Consider the following 18,207-nt stretch of genomic DNA (forward strand, 5'->3'; position numbering starts at 1 on the left):
GCGTCGCTGTGCACACCACTCCCCGTTTCTTGCAAGGCGTCTACAGCTTCGAGGGCAAGGGCCTCGACCGGCCCGGCCTCGTCGACGGCACGCTCAGCTACGTGGTGCCGGGCGGTGTCGTCGCCCAGCCGGTCTACTTCCGGGGCGGCAATGCCAGTGACGAGCTGATCTGTGTCCTGCTCATGCGCGACGGCCAGCCGATGCGCTACTTCCCGATCGGCGCCAAGTCCGACGTCCACGTGCCGCTGCGGGTGGTCGAGGACCTCGACTCCGGCACCGGTCTCGAGGTGCACGTGGCGGCGCCCGCCGGGGTGTCCGGCACCGTGATCGTCGACCTGGGGCTGGTCGAGGTCTGATGGACGCCGTCGACAAGCGCCGGCGCCTCGTCGTGGTGGGCAACGGGATGGCCGGCGCCCGCACGGTCGAGGAGATCCTCGAACGCGGCGGGGGCGACCAGTTCGCCATCACGATGTTCGGCGAGGAGCCGTACGGCAACTACAACCGCATCCTGCTCTCCAACGTGCTCTCCGGGGTCGACGACGAGGCGGGCATCTTCCTCAACGACATGTCGTGGTACGCCGAGAACGACATCACCCTGCACGCCGGCACCCGGGTCACCCGCATCGACCGCTTCGCGCGACGGATCTACGCGGACGACGGCACCGAGACGCCGTACGACAAGCTGATCATCGCCACCGGCAGCCGGGCGTTCGTCCCGCCGATTCCCGGCATCCACCGCCCTGGGCGCGGCTACCACCAGGGAGTGTTTGCGTTCCGCACCATCGACGACACCCGCAACATGATCCGGTACGCCCGCGAGCACGAGCGCGCGGTGGTGATCGGCGGCGGCCTGCTCGGGCTGGAGGCCGCCCGCGGCCTGCAGAACCACCTGGCCCACGTGACCCTTGTGCACGCCGCCGGCCACCTGATGAACGCGCAACTGGACGCTCAGGCGGGCGCGATCCTGCGGCGCAGCATCGAGCGACTCGGCATCGAGGTCGTCCTCGGCGCGCACACCACCGAGGTGCTCGGCAAGCACGCCGTGACGGGGGTCAAGCTCAAAGACGGTCGGACCATCGCCTGCGACGTCGTCGTCGTGGCCGCCGGCATCCGGGCGAACGCCGAGATGGCCGCGACCAGCGGGCTGCCGGTGGAGCGGGGCATCGTCGTCGACGACCAGATGCGCGTGCAGGACGAGGTCGACATCTACTCGGTCGGCGAGTGCGCCCAGCACCGCGGCGAGACGTACGGCCTGGTGGCTCCGCTGTGGGAGCAGGCGCGAGTGCTCGCCGACCACATCACCGGGACGAACCCGAACGCTGCGTACCACGGCTCTCGGCTGGCCACGAAGCTCAAGGTGGCGGGCGTGGACGTCGCCTCGATGGGCCTGAAGGAGGCGGAACGCGACGACGACGAGACGATCGTCTTCGCCGAGCCGCGCAAGGGCGTCTACAAGAGCCTCGTCATCCGCGACGACCGGCTCGTCGGCGCGACCCTCCTCGGCGACGTGCGGAAGGTCGCGTTCCTCATGCAGGCCTTCGACCGTGGGCTGGCCCTGCCGAAGGAGCGGGTCGAGATGTTGTTCGACCTCGGCGCGCCGTCGGCGGAGGTGAGTGCCGCGGAGCTGGGCGACGACGTGCAGGTGTGCAACTGCAACGGCGTCACCAAGCGGGCGCTGGTCGGCACCGTGCACGGCGGCGTGAAGACGCTCACCGGTGTCATGGACGCCACCCGTGCCGGCAAGGGCTGCGGGTCGTGCAAGGGCCTGGTCGCCCAGATCGTCGAGTGGGCCGCCGACGGCAAGGTCGAGGACGACCCGGCCGCGAGCTGGTACGTCCCCGGTGTGCCGATGCCCAAGGCGGAGCTGATGGCGGTGATCCGGGAACACGGCCTGAAATCCGTCTCCGCGGTGTTCGCCACCCTCGTGCCCGGCGGCGAGGAGGACGCGAAGAGCAAGATGGGCCTGGCCTCGCTACTGCGGATGATGTGGGGCGACGAGTACGTCGACGAACGCGACGCCCGCTTCATCAACGACCGGGTGCACGCCAACATCCAGCGCGACGGCACCTTCTCGGTCGTCCCCCAGATCAAGGGTGGCGTGACCACACCGGCGCAGCTCAAGCGGATCGCCGAGGTGGCCGAGAAGTACTCGGTGCCACTGGTGAAGATCACCGGCGGCCAGCGCATCGATCTGCTCGGCATCCGCAAGGAAGACCTGCCGAGGGTGTGGGCGGACCTCGACATGCCGTCCGGGTACGCGTACGGCAAGAGCTTCCGGACGGTCAAGACCTGTGTCGGCTCCGACTTCTGCCGCTTCGGCGTCGGCGACTCCACAGCTCTCGGCATCGCGATCGAGGACCGGTTCAAGGCCATCGAGGGCCCCGGCAAGATGAAGCTCGCCGTCACCGGCTGCCCCCGTAACTGCGCCGAGGCGTACGTGAAGGATCTCGGTGTGGTCGCCATCGACGGCGGCCGGTGGGAGATCTACGTCGGCGGGGCCGCCGGCGCCCACGTACGCAAGGGGGACCTCCTCGCCGTCGTCGACTCGGCCGACGAGGTGATCACGCTGACCGGCCGGTTCCTGCAGTACTACCGGGAGAGCGCGAACTGGTTGGAACGCACGTACGCGTGGGTGCCCCGGCTCGGCATCGACCACATCCGGGCGGTGGTCGTCGACGACAGCGACGGCATCGCGCAGCGGCTCGACGCGGCCATGGCCGCCTCCGTGGCCGCGTACCGGGACCCGTGGCTGGAACGGCGCGACCCGGTCACTCCGGGGCAGTTCCGCACCTCCCTGCCATTGACGGTCCTGCCCCAGGTGCCGGTCCGCGAAGCCGTACCGGTTCCTCCGGCCTCCCCGAGGCGGGCGTGATGGCCCGGCTCATCGCCGTGGAACACCGGCTGGGGCCGGTCGACGAGATCCCCCTCGGGGAGGGGCGCGCCTACGCCGTGGGCGACGACATGATCGCCATCTTCCGGCTGCGTGACGGCAGCCTGCGCGCGGTGTCGGCGGTCTGTCCGCACGCCGGCGGGCCGCTCGCGGACGGCTTGGTGGACATGACTGTCGTCGTCTGCCCCCTGCACCAGAACACCTTCGAGTTGGCGACCGGCCGTTCGACCACCGGACAGCCCCCACTCGCCGTGTACCCGGTCCGTGCCGACGCCGACGGACGCCTGGTGGTGGGTCTGCCGCCGGCCTGAGGAGCGAACCACGCACGGTGTCGAGCGGACCGAGGACTCACCTGGGAGGAACCATGACCACGGCCGTTTCCGGCAGCATCGAGCAGGACCGGCGCAGCCTGACCCTTCGCGGGCACTGGATCGACGACTGGCGGCCCGAGGACCCCATCTTCTGGGAACGCCGGGGATCCCGCATTGCCCGACGCAACCTGATCTTCTCCATCTACTCCGAGCACATCGGCTTCTCCATCTGGACGATGTGGTCGGTGCTGGTGCTGTTCCTCGGGCCGCAGTACGGCATCGATCCGGCCGGGAAATTCCTGCTCACCGCCGTGCCCGCGCTTGTCGGGTCGGTGCTGCGGATCCCGTACACCCTTGCCGTGGCCCGGTTCGGCGGCCGCAACTGGACGATCATCAGCGCGTCGCTGCTGCTGGTCCCGAGTCTGCTCGGCGCCTTCCTGATCCGGCCCGGCGTCTCGTACGCGACGCTTGTGCTCATCGCCGCGCTGGCCGGCGTCGGCGGCGGGAACTTCGCCTCCTCGATGGCGAACATCAACGCGTACTACCCCGACCGGCTCAAGGGCTGGGCGCTCGGCATCAACGCTGGCGGTGGCAACCTCGGCGTCGCCGCGGTCCAGCTCGTCGGCCTGTTCGTGCTGGTAGTCCTGGGGTCGGCCAGTCCCGGAATCGTCGCCGGCATCTACCTGCCGGCGATCGTGCTGGCCGCACTCTGTTCCGCGTTGTTCATGGACAACCTCAGCCATGCCCGCAACGAGAAGCGGGCCATGCGTGACGTCACCCGCGAACCGCACACCTGGATCATGTCCCTGCTCTACATCGGCACGTTCGGGTCGTTCATCGGCTTCGGGTTCGCCTTCGGCCAGGTGCTTCAGGTGCAGTTCGCCGACACCTTCGACACCCCGGTGAAGGCCGCGTACCTGACGTTTCTCGGACCGCTGCTCGGCTCGCTCATCCGTCCCGTTGGCGGTGTCCTGGCCGACCGGCTCGGCGGGGCTCGGGTCACCTTCGTGAACTTCGTGGCGATGGCGGCCGGCGCGTCGATCGTCCTGCTGGCCTCCCAGCACCGTTCGCTGCCGTTGTACCTGGTCGGCTTCATCGCGCTGTTCGTGTTCAGCGGCATCGGCAACGGCTCGACGTACAAGATGATCCCGGCGATCTTCCGGGCCAGGTGTGGTGTGCGGGTGACCGCCGGCGGCGCGGCCGACTCGCATGACCGGGCGGCGGAGCACGAGGCCCGGCGCCTCTCCGGCGCGCTCATCGGCGTCGCCGGCGCCATCGGCGCGTTCGGCGGAGTCCTCGTCAATCTTGCGTTCCGGCAGTCGTTCCTGGCCTACCAGACCGCGGACGCGGCCTACGTCGCCTTCATCGCCTTCTACGCGATCTGCTTCGTCATCACCTGGTACGTGTACCTGCGCCCGTCGCCCAGGAGACTTGCGGGAGTCTGACCGCCGCGGCTCACACTCGTCGCGCCACCGTGGATGGTGAGATCAGAGGTTGAGGCGCAGCAGGTCGTCGAGACCGCTCTTGAGCGCGTCGGTGCCGAGGCCGCGCTCGCGCAGCTGGTAACTGATCAGGGTGGCCGAAACCGGCGCGAGCAGCGCGGCCGCGACGTAGTGCGGGTCGACGTCGGGGCGTGCCTCGCCGAGCAGACTGGCCAGGTGGGTGTGGTAGATCATGTACGGCCCGCTGCGATATCGCGCCACCGGCGAGCTGGCCTCGGTGACCAGCAACATTTCCAGCTGCGCCTCCACCCGGTCCACCAGGGCATGCAGGAAGGCGCGGATCCGCTCCGCCGCCGGCGCGCCGGGGCCCAGCGGCGGCGGGCCCTGCAGGAAGGCAGCCTGGAAAACGGCCTCCTCCTCGTCGAGCAGCGCGAAGATCAGCCCGGCGCGGTCGCCGAAGCGCCGGTAGGCGGTGCCGGTGCCCACTCCCGCGGCCCGCGCCACCTCGTCGAGGGCCAGCGCCTTGACGCCCTCGGTGGCGACGATGCGCGCGGCGGCGTCGAGCATCTTGCGGCGGTTACGGGCGGCGTCGGCTCGTTCGATTCCCGGTTGTCCCGCGATCGACAGTGTCGCGGGGGCCGGCGTCGATGACGCCTCCGGCTCTCCCACCACCCGACGGTCCTCTCTCCCCCGGCCACATGTCCGGCAGCCGGTTGCGCCCTTCCGCCCATTCTGCCGTGACCTGCGCTGTCGCGGCAGTGTACGCAGCCCTTCACCGGGTCGGGGCCAGCGGTGCCGCAACCGTTGCAATCGGAAACCTTTCCGGATAGCCTTCCGATTAAGTGGAACAGATTCCACTTATCTCGTCTTTCGCGACGGGTCCCGTTACCTCTCTCCGCACGGGCCGGCCCGGATGGTCGGCTCGGAACCGCAGAAAGGCTCGTCACCATGAAGGCACTCGTCGCACCCTCGTACGGCCCGATCGACCAGCTCACCATCGCCGAGTTGGCCAAGCCGGCGCCCGGGCCGGGCCAGATCCTGATCAAGCTGCGGGCGGCAGCGCTCAACCCGCTCGACGTCAAGCTCGCCACCGGAGTGCTGCGCGAGATGATGCCGGTGTTGCATCCCTTCGTGCTGGGTCTGGACGCGGCCGGCACAGTCGAAGCGGTCGGCGAGGGCGTCACCCGATTCACCCCCGGTGACGAGGTGGTGGCGTTCACCCACCCGGTCGCCGGCGCGGTCGCGGAGTACACGCTGGCGCTGGACGGTCCCGAGGTGGTGGCCCGGCCGGAGACGCTGGACCCGGTGGACGCCGCTGCTCTGCCGGTGGCCGCGATGACCGCGGCCGGCATTGTCGAGCAGGCCGGGCTGAACAGCGGTGACTCGCTACTGGTGGTCGGCGCGACCGGGGGTGTCGGCTCGTTCGTGGTGCAGCTCGCCGCCCAGGCCGGCGTCCGCGTGGTGGCGACCGCGCCGCCGTCGGACGCCGACCACATGCGTGGCCTTGGTGCCGCGGCGACCGTCGACTACACCTCCGGCGACACGACCGAGGAGGCGCTGCGCCACGTTCCCGGCGGCGTCGACGTCGCCGTCGACCTGATCAATGCCGGTCCCGCGCTGGCCGCAACCGCAGCCGCCGTCAAGCCCGGCGGGCTGCTCATCTCTCCGGCCGGCGGTCCGCCGGTCTTCGACCGCGAGGTGCGCGCCTCGTACGCCCACATCGAGGCCACCGACGGCCTGCTGCAGCGGATCGTCGAGGCGACAGCGTCGGGTCGGCTGCGGGTCGAGGTGAGCGCCCGCTTCCCCTTTACCGAGGCGCAGCGTGCGGTCGCCGAGTTCGCCGGCAAGCACACCCGCGGCAAGGTCGTCATCACCTTCTGACCGTCTCCCACCACGACGCCCGAGAGGCGAGGTAACCCCCGCGATGCGTGACCGTGTGCTCGGCCAGAACCTGACCACCTCCGCTCTCGGCCTCGGCTGCATGGGCATGAGCGATTTCTACGGTGACCGCGACGACGTCGAGTCGATCGCCACGGTCCACCGGGCGCTGGAGCTCGGCGTCACCCTGCTCGACACCGCCGACATGTACGGCCCGTTCACCAACGAGGAACTGGTCGGCAAGGCCGTCGCCGGCCGCCGCGAGCACGCGGTGATCGCCACGAAGTTCGGCGTGGAACGCCGGCCCGAGGATGGCTATTTCGGCATCAACGGTCGTCCTGACTACGTGCGCCGGGCCTGCGACGCGTCGCTGCGCCGGCTCGGCGTGGACCACATCGACCTGTACTACCAGCACCGCGTCGATCCACAGGTGCCCATTGAGGAGACCTGGGGCGCGCTGGCCGAGCTCGTCGCGGCCGGCAAGGTGCGCCACCTCGGCATTTCCGAGGCCCCGGCGGACCTGGTGCGCCGGGCGCACGCTGTGCACCCGGTGACCGCCGGACAGTATGAATACTCGCTGTTCAGCAGGGAGCCGGAGACCGAACTGCTGCCCACCCTGCGCGAGCTGGGCATCGGGCTGGTGGCGTACTGCCCGCTCGGGCGAGGGCTGCTGACCGGCGCGATCACCGACCTCACCCAGCTGGAAGCCGACGACTACCGGCGCGGTACGCCCCGTTTCCAGGGCGACAATCTGCGGCACAACATGGAGCTGGTGGCGCGGGTGCGCGAGTTGGCCACCGCCAAGGGCGTCACCGCCGCCCAGCTGGCACTCGCTTGGGTGCTCAGCCGCGGCCCTGACGTGGTGCCGATCCCGGGCACCAAGCGACGTCGCTACCTCACGGAAAATGCCCAGGCAGTCGACGTCGAGCTGACCGAGGCCGAGCTGAACGCGATCGACGCGGCCACACCGCCCGGCGCCGCGGCCGGCGGCCGCTATCCGGAGCAGCCACCGCTGGCGCGCCGCTGAATCGGATCGGCGGCAAGACGTGGGTTGGTTGCAGGCCGGAGCCCTCGCGACAGAGAACGGGCGGTCAGGTCGAGTCCGAGTACGCGAGGTGACTGCCACAGTGCCGGCAACGGAAGAGATACGCGGTGACCGGGCCGTCCTTGCTCAGCGCTCGTAGATACCAGTCCCTGTCCTCGGCCGACCAGCCAGACCCGGCCTGCTCCCGCCGAAGGTGTTCCAGCGCGTCCGGAAAGTCAGCCAACTCGTCCGCCCCGACCGAGCCATGAAACTCCGCCGCGTCTCGGCAATGGTGCAACCACCGCTCCTGCTGCCACCCCACAAAGCCGGGCGTCCGGCGGAGAACCACCTCGGTCACGCCGGCAGGCACGTCGTCCGGAACCCGCCAGCTCGCGTCGGTGAACTGCGCGTCGAATATCGCCGCCGCCCGGCCGTCCGCGATGCACCACGGACACAGCGCTCTGGCCAACTTTTCCACCGCGTAGACCGGGCCGACATACGTGAACGGCCGCCGCCGTCCGCAGCACGCGCACACCACCTCGGCGGCCACGATCGAACCCGTCCCGACCGGATCCGGGTGATAAGGAAACCGCGGAAGACCTTCCTCGTCAGCTAAGGCCTTTTTCATAAGGGCGGCCGAGCCGAGGCGGAGTCCGGACGGCGATCCGGCAAGGCGCGGCTTCGTTCGGATACCGGTGTTGTATCCGGGCGAAGCCGCAACGCCGCAGGTCGTCGTCCGGGCCCGCCGCAGGCCGGCCAGTTCTTTGAAAAAGGCCTTAGCACCCGCCGATCCTAGGGCGTCACCAGCGGACACCTGGGGCTCGATCCTCGTCGGCCCATTAACTGCTCCCACCCGATCGACCGGGGCTGGTAGCGTGCGCCGAACATGAAGATCATGGGGGAAACATCGATGAACCGAGCTCGACTCGTCCTGAGTGGCCTGGCCGTCGCGGCGGCGATCGCGATGTCCGGCTGCGATCCGCAGCCCAAGACTGAGGGCACCGCACCATCGCCGTCCCCGGTGGCCTCGAGCGCCGCCCCGACCGGCGGTGCGGCGGCCACCACCGCGACCAGCGCCGCCGCGGCCAACGACGCGGTCACAGTGAAGGCCTGCGCCGACATCAAGAAGGACATCAAGGACAACGCGGCCAAGATCACTAAAGCCGAGAAGATCGGCCCGCCAGCCGGGCACTTCGCGGTCAGTGCCCAGTGGGCCGCCGGCTCGGTCGCGATCCTGGCGCACGCGATGGGTGCCAACCAGGCAGTCAGCGCCGCGTCCGAGAAGATCCAGAACGAGATGATGGGCCTGAGCGACGCGTACAACAAGGACGCCGACGCCAAGCCCAGCAAGAAGGCCCTGGAAGCTGCCATCAAGGAGCTGGACGCCGCCTGCTCAGCCGCCTGACCGGTTCGACCACGCGATCGGCGGTGACCGTCACCCGGACGGTCACCGCCGATTCGCATGTCCACGCGGCCCGCGGCACCCGGGTCGGCGCCTCTCGCCACCCGCCACTACCTGCCGGCTTGCTTCGCCGCCTCGCCGTCAGGCCCGGATCCGCTTTCCGGGGCGGGCTTGTAGATAGTCGCGGCGATCTCCGACATCCACGGTTCCGGCGCAACCGCGTCCGTTCCGATGACACGGATCGACGCCATCACGGTGAGCAGCATCCCGGTGGCGAGGAACTCGCGGGTCTCCTCGGCGGTCGCCCCGGTCAGGTCCCGGACCAGCTGGTAGATCCGGCCGAAGCAGGCGCGGACGGCGGAACCGATCGTCGGGTCGGAGCTGGCCGCGTACCCGTGCAGCAGCACGGCGAGCAGGTCGTGCTCGGCCAGTAGTTCCTCGTAGGCGGTGGCCAGGCTCGTCAGGTCCTTCTGCCGTTCGGCCGCCCGCTGGAACGCCTGCTCGATCCGGCCGGCGGCGTGCTCGACCGTGGCAATGAACAGTCGCTGCTTGGAGCCGAACAACCGGACCACGTACGGCTGCGAGACGCCGGCCAGCCGAGCCACGTCATCGGTGGTGGTGCCGGCGTAACCGGCGGCGGCGAACGCCTTGACCGCCGCGGCCACCAGTTGTTCGCCGCGCTCGCTGGCGGTCAGCCGGGTCCTGGTCATCGGTGCTCCTTCAGAGGGACGTTGACAGGTTATCAGTCGATAGCTACTTTCACTGGAGCCTAGTTATCATCCGATAACAACAAGGAGTCCCTGATGCCCGGTGCAGACGCCGTCACGGAGAGCGCCGCCATACTTCCTCCCGGCCCGCCCGACCGGCCCGCCGGCCCATCCCTGGCTGCGGTGCTCGCCGCCGTCGGCGTGCCGATGTTCATGGTCACCTTGGACAATCTCGTCGTGACGACGGCACTGCCGGTGATCAGGACGGAACTCGGCGCCTCCCTGACCGACCTTCAGTGGTTCGTCAACGCGTACACGCTTCCCTTCGCCGCGTTGCTGCTCACCGCCGCCGCGCTCGGCGATCGGATCGGCCGTCGTCGGCTCTTCCTCGCCGGCATCGGCCTGTTCACGTTGGCGTCCGCCACCTGCGCCCTGGCCACCGAACCGTGGATGCTCATCGCCGCCCGGGCAGTCCAGGGAGCGGCCGGAGCGGCCGTGCTGCCGCTGTCGCTCACCCTGCTCGCCGCCGCCGTCCCCGAGCGGCTCCGCAACGCCGCCATCGGAATCTGGGGCGGAATCAGCGGTCTCGGTGTCGCTGTCGGCCCACTGGTCGGCGGAGCGGTGGTCGAAGGGCTGGACTGGACGTGGATCTTTTGGCTCAACGTACCGGTCGGACTGCTCGCCATCGGACTGGCCGCGATCACCCTGCGCGAATCACGTGGCCCGTCGTCCCGGCTGGATCCGCCCGGCCTGGGCCTTTCCACCGGTGGCGTGCTGGCCCTGGTCTGGGCCGTGGTGCACGGCGAGGAGCACGGGTGGACCTCGCCCGGGGTGGTGGCGGCGCTGGTCGGAGGCACCGCGCTGATCTGCGGCTTCCTCTGGTGGGAGCGGCGAACCTCGACCCCGATGCTGCCGCTGCGGCTCTTCCGCTCCCGCACCTTCAGCCTCGTCAACGCGGTGGCGTTCACGTTCTCGGTCGGCGTCTTCGGCTCGGTGTTTCTGCTCGCCCAGTTCTTCCAGGTGGTGCAGGGACTGAGTCCACTGGAGGCAGGGATACGCACGATGCCATGGACCATGGCGCCGATGGTGGTTGCCCCGCTGGCCGGGCTCCTGGTGGGCAGGCTCGGTGTCCGCACCCTGATCGTCGCCGGTCAGGGCGCCCTCGCCATCGCACTTGGCTGGATCGCCCTGGTCAGTACGGCCGACGTCGCCTACGGAGTGCTCGCCGTGCCATTGGCCCTGGCTGGCATCGGGATGGGACTGACCTTCGCCCCGATCAGCACCGCGACCATGGCCAGTGTGCCGGAAGGCGCCCGCGGCGTCGCCTCCGGCACCAACAACTCGGTCCGCGAACTCGGCGTAGCCGTCGGAGTCGCCGTGCTCGCCTCGGTCTTCGCCGCCCACGGCGGGTACGCCACCGGCACAACCTTCGTGGACGGCCTGAGGCCAGCGGTCGCGGTGGGCGCGGCCGTGGTCGCCCTCGGTGCCGTACTCGCCCTTTGGCTACCCCGAACCAGCCCGGTCGACAACTGAACACTGAGCGGAGAGCGCTGACGGACAACGGTGCGACGACACTGGCACACCGACCCGCCCGAAAACCCACTGAGCCGGGCGCTCGGGCTCCGCTACGAGGGCACCGTGACCACGGTGGTATTGCCACAGTGGAGGATCAGTGGGTGTAGGCCCGATCAGCTGGTGGGCTGGAAGACGGCTCGTACGCATCCGTCGATTTTCTGTTTGAACATCTCGTAGCCGCGCGGAGCTTCCTCCAACGTCATGGTGTGTGTCGCGAGATGTTCGGTGACGAGTTCGCCGCGGGCCATCCGTTCCAGCAGCATGGGAATGTAGCGTTGTCCGTGTTGCTGTGCGCCGCGCAGTGTCAGCCCCTTGTTCATGATCGCTCCGAGGGGGAACTTGTCCACCAGGCCGGCGAACACGCCCAGGATGAATACGCTGCCGCCCTTGCGGCAGTTGTAGATCGCCTCCCGGGCGGCGATCGGGCGGTCGGACTCGATGCGCAGCTGCTGTTTGACCTGGTCGTACAGGAATTGCGGACCGCTGCTGTGCGATTCCATGCCGACAGCCTCGATGCAGACGTCCGGGCCTCGGCCGCCACTGCGTTCCAGCAATTCGCCGCTGACGTCCTGCTGTTCGTAGTTCAGCGTCTCGACGCCGAGATGGGTCTGGGCCATCTGGAGCCGGTTGTCGAGTCGGTCGATCACGATCACCCGATCGGCACCGAGCAGCACGGCGGCGCGGGCCGCCATCTGCCCTACCCCACCGGCGCCCCAGACCGCCACGACATCGCCCGGTTTGACTCCGGCGAGGTCGGCGCCCATCCAGCCGGTCGGCGCGGCGTCGGAGGCGAACAGCGCGCGCTCGTCGCTCACCCCGTCCGGGACGGTGAAGGCGCCCTGGTCGGCGTAGGGGACGCGGATGTATTCGGCGTGGCTGCCGGCGAAGCCACCGAGTGCGTGGGAGTAGCCGTAGCAGCCTCCGGGCGCGGCGCCCCAGACGTTCTCGGTGATCATCGGGTTCGTGTTGCCGTTGTCGCACAGCGAGAACTGTTGTTGCTGGCAGTACCAGCACTTGCCGCAGGAGACGAACGAACAGACGACGACGCGGTCGCCTACCTTGTGGTTGCGTACCTGCGGGCCGACCTCGACGATGTCGCCGAGGAACTCGTGCCCGAGGACATCGCCGCGTTCCATGAACGGGATGTACCCGCCGAGCAGGTGCAGGTCCGAACCGCAGGTCACCGTCCGACGGACCCGGACAATGGCGTCCTGCTCGTTGCGGATCTGCGGGTCCGGAACCTGCCGCACCGCGAGCTCGTTGGCTCCCTCCCAGACCAGCGCCTTCACAGTCGTCCCTCCCGCCGACCCTGTTGGGTGGCCATCCGCAGTGGCTTGTTCATCGGAGTCGGCTGGGTGGTGGGTGGATAGTCCGGGTGCAGGACCTCACCGGTCTCGATGAGCTGCTTCGACTCTCGCAGCGCAGCCCGGATCGCCTGCTCCGGATCCCGGCCGGTGACCCGTCGAGCGACGGCCGCAACAGGCAGTCGGGAACCATCGCGCAGCCGTACCGCGATCTCTGTCCCCCGGCCGCCGGCGGCGGGCCGGACCTGGACCTCGACGGCGTCGCCAAGCCCGGCCAGCGGCTCGGGGAGCCGCCCGCCGGGAGCGACGTCATTGGCTTGTCGGTTCACCGTCGCGATGTGCCACCCCGGCTCGCGCCTCCGTGCCTGACCCTGTTGCCAGTGGCCACCACCCTGGTCAGTCCCGCCGAGCAGCCGCCGCGCGACCATCCCGCCGGCAACCACGACCGCTCCGCCGATCAGCCACCTCATGTCCGCCCCTATCGCTTCATCCACTCGTGTACGTGCCGTCGATAATTGGCGACCTTCCACAGCAAACCCTTTCATAAAGGGCGACCGGCGCGGGGCGCTTCTGGCACTCAACGGGATCTGCTTTCCGTGGCTCCCGCCGGAGCGGCCGTTGGCCCTACAACATCTCCAGCGGTTGCGGGTCCGCCGGGGGCGGGAACGCCGTGTCGAGTGCCGCCAAGTCCTCCTCGGCCAGCTGCACGTCGCGTGCTTCCGCGTTCTCGCGGGTGTGTTCGGGCTTGGACGACCTTGGGATGGCCGCGACCATCTCCTGCCGTAGCAGCCAGGCCAGCGCGACCTGAGCTGGCGTGGCCTCGTGCCGGGCGGCGACCTCCGCCACCTGGGGGTGGCCGAGCAGTCGACCCTGCTCGATCGGCGAGTACGCCATCACCGGAATGTGGTGCTCGCGTAGCCACGGTAGGAGGTCGTACTCGGGACCACGGCGGGTGAGGTTGTACAGGATCTGATTCGTCGCGCAGGCGCCTCCCCCGGCCTCAAAGAGGTCGGTCATGTCCGAAAGATCGAAGTTACTCACGCCCCACTGCCCGATCTCACCGGCGTCGACGAGTTCGGCGAACGCCTCGATCGTCTCCGCGAGTGGATGCGCGCCGCGCCAGTGCAGCAGGTAGAGATCGATGTGGTCGACGCCGAGTCGTTGCAGGCTGCGGCGGCAGGCCTGCACGGTTCCCCGCCGGCTGGCGTTTGATGGCAGCACCTTGTCGACCAGAAAGACGTCGGCGCGTCGTCCGGCGATCGCCTCGCCGACGAGTTCCTCGGAAGCGCCGTCACCGTACATCTCCGCCGTGTCGATCAAGGTCATGCCCAGGTCGAGCCCGGTACGCAGGGCGGCCAGCTCGTCCTGCCGCCTTGCCGGGTTCTCGCCGAGATACCACGTTCCCTGCCCGAGCACGGGCATGGTCTGGCCGGACGGTAGCTCGATCGCGTCGGCAGGCAGCGTCATGTCGACCTCTCCGGGTAACAGTGGGATAGGTGGTCTGGGTTACCCGTCGCGAGGGGTAACACGCGCGGGTAGCGCGGCCCACTCCCCGCAGGCAGTCGCTGCGCAGGCCCGGATTATCCGCCCTTGATCGGACTTCGCTGCCCAGTTTGCCGGTTCCCGCACCGGGAAGACCACCGCGATCCAGCGACGCGCCGCCGACGGGGCGGTGCCGCGAAGGGGGAGGCCGCAGAGATGGCGCAGAGCCAGCAGCCACTGACCGGCAAGCGAGTCGCTTGCCTCGCCGCCGACGGAGTGGAGGACGTGGAGTACGCCCAGTCCCGAGCCGCCGCGGAGCAGGCCGGAGCAGAGGTCCACCTGATCTCGTTGCAGGCCGGCGAGATCCAGTCGATGAACCAGGACATCGACCCGGCCAACCGCTATCGGGTGGATCGGACCGTGAACGACGCCGATGCGGCCGACTACGACGCCCTGTTGCTGCCGGGCGGGACGGTCAACCCCGACCGGCTCCGGATGAACCCGCAGGCCATGGACTTCGTCCGGGCGTTCTTCCAACAGCAGAAGCCGGTGGCGGCGATCTGCCACGGCCCCTGGTCGTTGGTCGAGACCGGCATGGTCGACGGCCGGACCCTCACCTCGTTCCCCAGCCTGCGCACCGACATCCGCAACGCCGGCGGGACCTGGGTCGACCAACAGGTGCAGGTCGACAACGGCCTCGTCACCAGCCGCAACCCGAGCGACCTACCAGCCTTCTGCGCGAAGATGGTCGAGGAGTTCACCCAGGGTGAAAACGTCCGCCAGATGTCGACGGCCTGACGCCGGTGCTCGGGGCCGGAGGATGAGGCGGCCGGCCCTGAGCCCGTGGCGACGCCTGTGACCTGGACTGCGCCGCCGGTGCGACCTGTTTGCCGCAGACGACCCTGGGTAGGCGAGATCGGTGAGCGGGCCAGACACAGACCTCGGCACCCGATCGGACACCAGCCGTGCCGTGGCGTTCAGCGATGCGATCTTCGCCATCATCATCACGCTGCTCGTCCTGGACCTCGGGATACCGGACGTCCCGCCTGGTCACCTCCTGTCCGGCTTGCTCAGCCAGTGGCCGTCGTACGTCGCCTATCTCGCGTCCTACTCGTACGTGGCCGTCGTCTGGCTCAACCACAAGGCGGCGTTCAACCGCATTCGGCAGGTCGATCGTGGGCTGCACTGGACGAACCTGCTCGTCCTGTTCAGCACGGCGCTGCTGCCGTTTCCAACGGTCGTCGTATCGCACGCGCTGCAGGAGCACAACAACGCGGACCAGCGGGTGGCCATCGCCTTCTACGCGCTCATCGGCGCGTTGCTGTGCGCGACGTGGTTGGCGTTCTACCACTACCTGGCCAGGCACCCTGATCTGCTGAAGGAGCAGGTCAAGGGCAGCTTCTTCCACGGCGAGCGGTTCCGGGCCCTTGCCGGGGTCGTCCTGTACCTCCTCGCGGGGATGATCGGCTACCTGGTGGCACCCCTGATCGGCCTGGTCATCTTCCTCTTCCTGCCCGTCTTCTATGCCCTCACCAGCGCCGGCCTGTACCAGTTGCGGGTGACCCGGCGAATCGCCCACCGCCCTCCGCCATCACCCTGAGGGCGGGCGAGTGGCTGTTTCACCCGGGCGGCGGCGGGAACCCGCCGCAATCCGTTTCGAGAGGGGATCCGAGGTGAACTACAGCGAGTTCATTCAGTCTGTGGCAGCACGACCCGAGGTTTCACCGGGGCAGGCGGAACCGATCACCCGTGCCACGCTCGAGACGGTGGCACGAAGGATCACTGGTGGCCAGGCAAGGGACCTCGCCTCCCAGCTCCCCGAGGAGCTACGAGGCCTGGTGTCCAGACCCACCGAAGATCCGGAACGGTTCGGTCTCACCGAGTTCCTGGAACGGGTGCAGTCTCGGGCAGGGGTGGATCGCCAGGTGGCCACGGACGGAGCACGGGCCGTCATGGATACCCTCCGTGAGGCTGCCAGCGCAAAGGAGTATGGCGACTTTGTCGACCAGTTGCCGCAGGAGTTCTGGCAGCTGACCGGGCCCGGGTCGGGACAGCTCCAGCCCCGCCGGATCGGCACCTAGGCCACACCCATCCGCCGTCTTCTTGGGTGCGGCCCTGTGCCGTTTGACGCGTTGGTGCACGGGTAGATCGCGACCGGCCCCGAGGGGGACGGGCCGAGGATCGGAGCCGCATTCCGATGGTGGACTCCATTCGGTCCGGACGTTGGGCGAGGCCCGAGGAGTGCGGGATGACCGAACCGGAGAGCCGGGACACGGGCGCACGGGAGTTGCCCGCGCACCCGCGTGAGCAGGTTGATCGGCAGCGCGATGCCGAGGAAGGCGCGGAATCCGCCGGTCGGGGCCAGAACCTCGACGCCGCCAGAGGGCCAACAGGTGCCACGCTCGGCGAACGCCGCGTCGTCCCGACGAGTGGTGAGCACGGCCTTCCTCAGCCGACTGGCGGGCACAGCAGCAAGACGATGTCAGACCCGGACGTCGTCCTCCAGATTCCACAGGTCAAGATCGAACAGATCTACGTCGAGGTCGACGATCTGGACGCCTCTGTTTCTCTGCGAGCCCGGCTGGGTGGCCTGCTCCAGCTCGACGTGGGCGTTCAGGCGCATCTCGGCACGGTAAAGATCGATATCAAGGGCGTCGAGGCCGAGGCGATGCTCGAGGTTCGGCTCGATGAGATACGGGGCATTCTGGACAGCGCCCTCCGCGTGATCGAGCGCAACCCTCAGCTCATCGAGTCGGTGGTGAAGACGGTGGGCAAGGCCGTGGACCAGGTGGGGCAGACAGCGCAGGAGGCGCTGGGGCCCGGTGGCCCGCTGTCGCAGACGCTGCAGCAGGCCGCCCAGCAGGTCGGTCAACAACTCGGACAGACCACCCAGCAACTGGCTCAGACCAGCGGGACGACGGCTGGCGGCGGCGCGGAGGGTCTCGGCAGGGTGCTGGGCGGGACTCCGGCCCGAGCGGCGTGGCGACGAATGAAGAAGACCGTCGACAGCAGTCAGCCACTGAGGCAGGTCACGACGCGGCTGGCAGGACCGCGGGGACAGCAGCCGCAGTGAAGGTCAGGGCTGATACTGGCTTCGGGTGCGGGGCAGCCACTGGGGATGACTGTCGCGCAGGTAGCAGATCAGTCCCTCGCGCAGGTCACAGCGCAGGTCCCAGGCGCTGGCGCCGTCGGCAGCCGAGGCCTGGACCTCGATGACCACCGTCTGCGGGGTGGAGTCGACCATCTGGAGCACCCACTGGCCGCGATCCCACAGCGGCGAGGACTCGACCAGCCGGCGCGTCTCCCGGCGCAGGTCGTCCAGGTCGGCGGTGTGGTCGACGTGAATCTGCACCTTGCCGAGGACCCGAGACTCGTTCCGGGTCCAGTTCTGGAACGGCCGCTCGGTGAAGTACGTGGTCGGCAGGATGAGCATCCGCTCGTCCCAGAGCCGGATCACCACGTTTGTCAGCTTCACCTCCTCAACCCGGCCCCATTCGCCGTCGATCACCAGCACGTCGCCGACGTGCAGACCGTCGGCGAAGGCGATCTGGACACCGGCGAACGCGTTGCCGAGCGCGGTACGGGCCGACAGGCCGATCAACGCCCCGACCACCCCCGCCGACGTCAACACGGAGACGCCGAAGAGGCGGACCGGCCGGAAGGTGATCAGGATCAGGCCGATCGCGACAATCGTGATCACGGCGACGGTGAGCCGCCGCACGGGACGGATCTGCGTCCGGGCCCGCCGGACCCGCCGGCTGGCGACCACGCCGTCCGGCAGTCGACTGAACGCGACCGCCTCGGCGACGTGCAATGCCTTGATCACGAGCCATGCCCCGGATGCGACCAGAGCCACCAGAACGGGGTGCCGCAGATGATCCTGCCACCCAGCCGGACCCAACGGCAGCGCGTAGTACAGCGCCCCCGCCATCAGCACCGCTGCCGCCGGACGGCGGCAGGCATGCCGCAGCGGCTCCAGCAACCACCGGTAACGGCCACGGGCCACATGACGGACCAGCACGCCGGAGATCAGGTCCACGACCACCGCCGCCGCCAACGCGGCTACCACGATCAACGCGGTACGCATCAGAGGCCGTTCACCGTAACCCCGAGGCCAGATTCCCCCGGCTCACTGCCCAGTCCACGTGCCCAGGGTGCCACCCCGTCCCGTGGCAGGCGGCCGACATCGGCG

At 69.1% G+C, this 18,207-nt stretch carries 19 protein-coding genes; 12 read left to right on the forward strand and 7 right to left on the reverse strand.

All coding sequences use genetic code 11. The annotated features are described in order from the left end of the window. The first annotated feature begins 8 nt into the window (after window positions 1–8). Genes ACGFH8_RS02375 through ACGFH8_RS02390 form a run of 4 tightly spaced genes read left to right on the forward strand, consistent with a single transcriptional unit; the run spans window position 9 to window position 4,646 of the window. Window positions 9–356, forward strand: coding sequence for a hypothetical protein (locus ACGFH8_RS02375; RefSeq protein ID WP_007462233.1), 348 nt, complete (start codon window positions 9–11; stop codon window positions 354–356). After that, entirely contained in the window at window positions 356–2,872 is a 2,517-nt protein-coding gene (nirB, locus tag ACGFH8_RS02380; protein WP_393362205.1) for a nitrite reductase large subunit NirB, read from the forward strand. The genes ACGFH8_RS02375 and nirB overlap by 1 nt, the downstream gene beginning before the upstream one ends. Continuing rightward, the gene (locus ACGFH8_RS02385) at window positions 2,872–3,201 is read left to right on the forward strand and encodes a Rieske (2Fe-2S) protein (protein WP_393362208.1); all 330 of its coding nucleotides are present in this window, start codon (window positions 2,872–2,874) and stop codon (window positions 3,199–3,201) included. Before nirB ends, ACGFH8_RS02385 begins: the two co-directional genes overlap by 1 nt. A gap of 53 nt (window positions 3,202–3,254) precedes the next feature. Continuing rightward, window positions 3,255–4,646 (forward strand): nitrate/nitrite transporter, encoded by a 1,392-nt coding sequence (locus ACGFH8_RS02390; protein WP_393362211.1) that lies wholly within the window; start codon window positions 3,255–3,257, stop codon window positions 4,644–4,646. Window positions 4,647–4,688: 42 nt separating this feature from the next. Here the strand turns inward: ACGFH8_RS02390 and ACGFH8_RS02395 are convergent, their stop codons facing one another. Then, window positions 4,689–5,312, reverse strand: coding sequence for a TetR/AcrR family transcriptional regulator (locus ACGFH8_RS02395; RefSeq protein ID WP_393362214.1), 624 nt, complete (start codon window positions 5,310–5,312; stop codon window positions 4,689–4,691). A 279-nt stretch (window positions 5,313–5,591) separates the two neighbouring features. Here ACGFH8_RS02395 and ACGFH8_RS02400 point away from each other — a divergent pair, with 279 nt between their 5' ends. Both ACGFH8_RS02400 and ACGFH8_RS02405 read left to right on the forward strand, forming a co-directional pair. Further along, window positions 5,592–6,524 (forward strand): NADP-dependent oxidoreductase, encoded by a 933-nt coding sequence (locus ACGFH8_RS02400; protein WP_393362216.1) that lies wholly within the window; start codon window positions 5,592–5,594, stop codon window positions 6,522–6,524. A 43-nt stretch (window positions 6,525–6,567) separates the two neighbouring features. Beyond that, entirely contained in the window at window positions 6,568–7,548 is a 981-nt protein-coding gene (locus ACGFH8_RS02405) for an aldo/keto reductase (RefSeq protein ID WP_393362219.1), read from the forward strand. Between the two features lie 64 nt (window positions 7,549–7,612). On the opposite strand, the gene ACGFH8_RS02410 is transcribed toward ACGFH8_RS02405, so the two are convergent. After that, window positions 7,613–8,359, reverse strand: coding sequence for a CbrC family protein (locus tag ACGFH8_RS02410; RefSeq protein ID WP_393362222.1), 747 nt, complete (start codon window positions 8,357–8,359; stop codon window positions 7,613–7,615). Between the two features lie 96 nt (window positions 8,360–8,455). Here ACGFH8_RS02410 and ACGFH8_RS02415 point away from each other — a divergent pair, with 96 nt between their 5' ends. Further along, complete coding sequence (locus tag ACGFH8_RS02415; RefSeq protein ID WP_393362225.1) at window positions 8,456–8,950, forward strand: hypothetical protein; 495 nt, start codon at window positions 8,456–8,458, stop codon at window positions 8,948–8,950. Window positions 8,951–9,057: 107 nt separating this feature from the next. Here the strand turns inward: ACGFH8_RS02415 and ACGFH8_RS02420 are convergent, their stop codons facing one another. Next, on the reverse strand, window positions 9,058–9,657 hold the full coding sequence (locus tag ACGFH8_RS02420; RefSeq protein ID WP_393362228.1) for a TetR/AcrR family transcriptional regulator: 600 nt from the start codon (window positions 9,655–9,657) through the stop codon (window positions 9,058–9,060). Between the two features lie 93 nt (window positions 9,658–9,750). On the opposite strand from ACGFH8_RS02420, the gene ACGFH8_RS02425 reads away from it, so the two are divergent. Further along, a complete protein-coding gene (locus tag ACGFH8_RS02425) occupies window positions 9,751–11,187 on the forward strand; it encodes a DHA2 family efflux MFS transporter permease subunit (protein ID WP_393362231.1) in 1,437 nt (478 codons plus the stop codon). Between the two features lie 155 nt (window positions 11,188–11,342). On the opposite strand, the gene ACGFH8_RS02430 is transcribed toward ACGFH8_RS02425, so the two are convergent. The 3 genes from ACGFH8_RS02430 to ACGFH8_RS02440 all read right to left on the reverse strand — a co-directional run bounded on the left by ACGFH8_RS02430 (window position 11,343) and on the right by ACGFH8_RS02440 (window position 14,000). Continuing rightward, window positions 11,343–12,518, reverse strand: coding sequence for a zinc-dependent alcohol dehydrogenase (locus ACGFH8_RS02430; protein WP_393362233.1), 1,176 nt, complete (start codon window positions 12,516–12,518; stop codon window positions 11,343–11,345). Further along, window positions 12,515–13,003 (reverse strand): hypothetical protein, encoded by a 489-nt coding sequence (locus ACGFH8_RS02435; RefSeq protein WP_393362236.1) that lies wholly within the window; start codon window positions 13,001–13,003, stop codon window positions 12,515–12,517. The genes ACGFH8_RS02430 and ACGFH8_RS02435 overlap by 4 nt, the downstream gene beginning before the upstream one ends. A 154-nt stretch (window positions 13,004–13,157) precedes the next feature. Continuing rightward, window positions 13,158–14,000: an aldo/keto reductase gene (locus tag ACGFH8_RS02440; RefSeq protein ID WP_393362239.1), complete on the reverse strand. Its 843-nt coding sequence runs from the start codon at window positions 13,998–14,000 to the stop codon at window positions 13,158–13,160. Between the two features lie 231 nt (window positions 14,001–14,231). Here ACGFH8_RS02440 and ACGFH8_RS02445 point away from each other — a divergent pair, with 231 nt between their 5' ends. The 4 genes from ACGFH8_RS02445 (at window position 14,232) to ACGFH8_RS02460 (ending at window position 17,088) form a co-directional block, all read left to right on the forward strand. Continuing rightward, entirely contained in the window at window positions 14,232–14,813 is a 582-nt protein-coding gene (locus ACGFH8_RS02445) for a type 1 glutamine amidotransferase domain-containing protein (protein ID WP_393362242.1), read from the forward strand. Window positions 14,814–14,934: 121 nt separating this feature from the next. Next, on the forward strand, window positions 14,935–15,615 hold the full coding sequence (locus ACGFH8_RS02450) for a TMEM175 family protein (RefSeq protein ID WP_393362245.1): 681 nt from the start codon (window positions 14,935–14,937) through the stop codon (window positions 15,613–15,615). A 73-nt stretch (window positions 15,616–15,688) separates the two neighbouring features. After that, entirely contained in the window at window positions 15,689–16,096 is a 408-nt protein-coding gene (locus tag ACGFH8_RS02455; RefSeq protein ID WP_393362248.1) for a DUF2267 domain-containing protein, read from the forward strand. Between the two features lie 167 nt (window positions 16,097–16,263). Continuing rightward, the gene (locus tag ACGFH8_RS02460) at window positions 16,264–17,088 is read left to right on the forward strand and encodes a hypothetical protein (protein ID WP_393362251.1); all 825 of its coding nucleotides are present in this window, start codon (window positions 16,264–16,266) and stop codon (window positions 17,086–17,088) included. Window positions 17,089–17,091: 3 nt separating this feature from the next. On the opposite strand, the gene ACGFH8_RS02465 is transcribed toward ACGFH8_RS02460, so the two are convergent. After that, window positions 17,092–18,102 carry a mechanosensitive ion channel family protein gene (locus ACGFH8_RS02465; protein ID WP_393362254.1) on the reverse strand — a complete coding sequence of 337 codons (1,011 nt, stop codon included), beginning with the start codon at window positions 18,100–18,102 and terminating at the stop codon, window positions 17,092–17,094. Window positions 18,103–18,207 lie beyond the last annotated feature (105 nt).

Origin of the sequence: Micromonospora sp. NPDC049175, from assembly GCF_043197345.1 — a bacterium.
Classification (GTDB): Bacteria; Actinomycetota; Actinomycetes; order Mycobacteriales; family Micromonosporaceae; genus Micromonospora.

What these genes read in the sequence shown, in the direction of transcription:
- nirB (WP_393362205.1), top strand. Translation starts at nt 356, where the DNA reads ATGGACGCCGTCGACAAGCGCCGGCGCCTCGTCGTGGTGGGCAACGGG.
- ACGFH8_RS02385 (WP_393362208.1), top strand. Translation starts at nt 2,872, where the DNA reads ATGGCCCGGCTCATCGCCGTGGAACACCGGCTGGGGCCGGTCGACGAG.
- ACGFH8_RS02390 (WP_393362211.1), top strand. Translation starts at nt 3,255, where the DNA reads ATGACCACGGCCGTTTCCGGCAGCATCGAGCAGGACCGGCGCAGCCTG.
- ACGFH8_RS02400 (WP_393362216.1), top strand. Translation starts at nt 5,592, where the DNA reads ATGAAGGCACTCGTCGCACCCTCGTACGGCCCGATCGACCAGCTCACC.
- ACGFH8_RS02405 (WP_393362219.1), top strand. Translation starts at nt 6,568, where the DNA reads ATGCGTGACCGTGTGCTCGGCCAGAACCTGACCACCTCCGCTCTCGGC.
- ACGFH8_RS02415 (WP_393362225.1), top strand. Translation starts at nt 8,456, where the DNA reads ATGAACCGAGCTCGACTCGTCCTGAGTGGCCTGGCCGTCGCGGCGGCG.
- ACGFH8_RS02420 (WP_393362228.1), bottom strand. Translation starts at nt 9,657, where the DNA reads ATGACCAGGACCCGGCTGACCGCCAGCGAGCGCGGCGAACAACTGGTG.
- ACGFH8_RS02425 (WP_393362231.1), top strand. Translation starts at nt 9,751, where the DNA reads ATGCCCGGTGCAGACGCCGTCACGGAGAGCGCCGCCATACTTCCTCCC.
- ACGFH8_RS02435 (WP_393362236.1), bottom strand. Translation starts at nt 13,003, where the DNA reads ATGAGGTGGCTGATCGGCGGAGCGGTCGTGGTTGCCGGCGGGATGGTC.
- ACGFH8_RS02440 (WP_393362239.1), bottom strand. Translation starts at nt 14,000, where the DNA reads ATGACGCTGCCTGCCGACGCGATCGAGCTACCGTCCGGCCAGACCATG.
- ACGFH8_RS02445 (WP_393362242.1), top strand. Translation starts at nt 14,232, where the DNA reads ATGGCGCAGAGCCAGCAGCCACTGACCGGCAAGCGAGTCGCTTGCCTC.
- ACGFH8_RS02460 (WP_393362251.1), top strand. Translation starts at nt 16,264, where the DNA reads ATGACCGAACCGGAGAGCCGGGACACGGGCGCACGGGAGTTGCCCGCG.
- ACGFH8_RS02465 (WP_393362254.1), bottom strand. Translation starts at nt 18,102, where the DNA reads ATGCGTACCGCGTTGATCGTGGTAGCCGCGTTGGCGGCGGCGGTGGTC.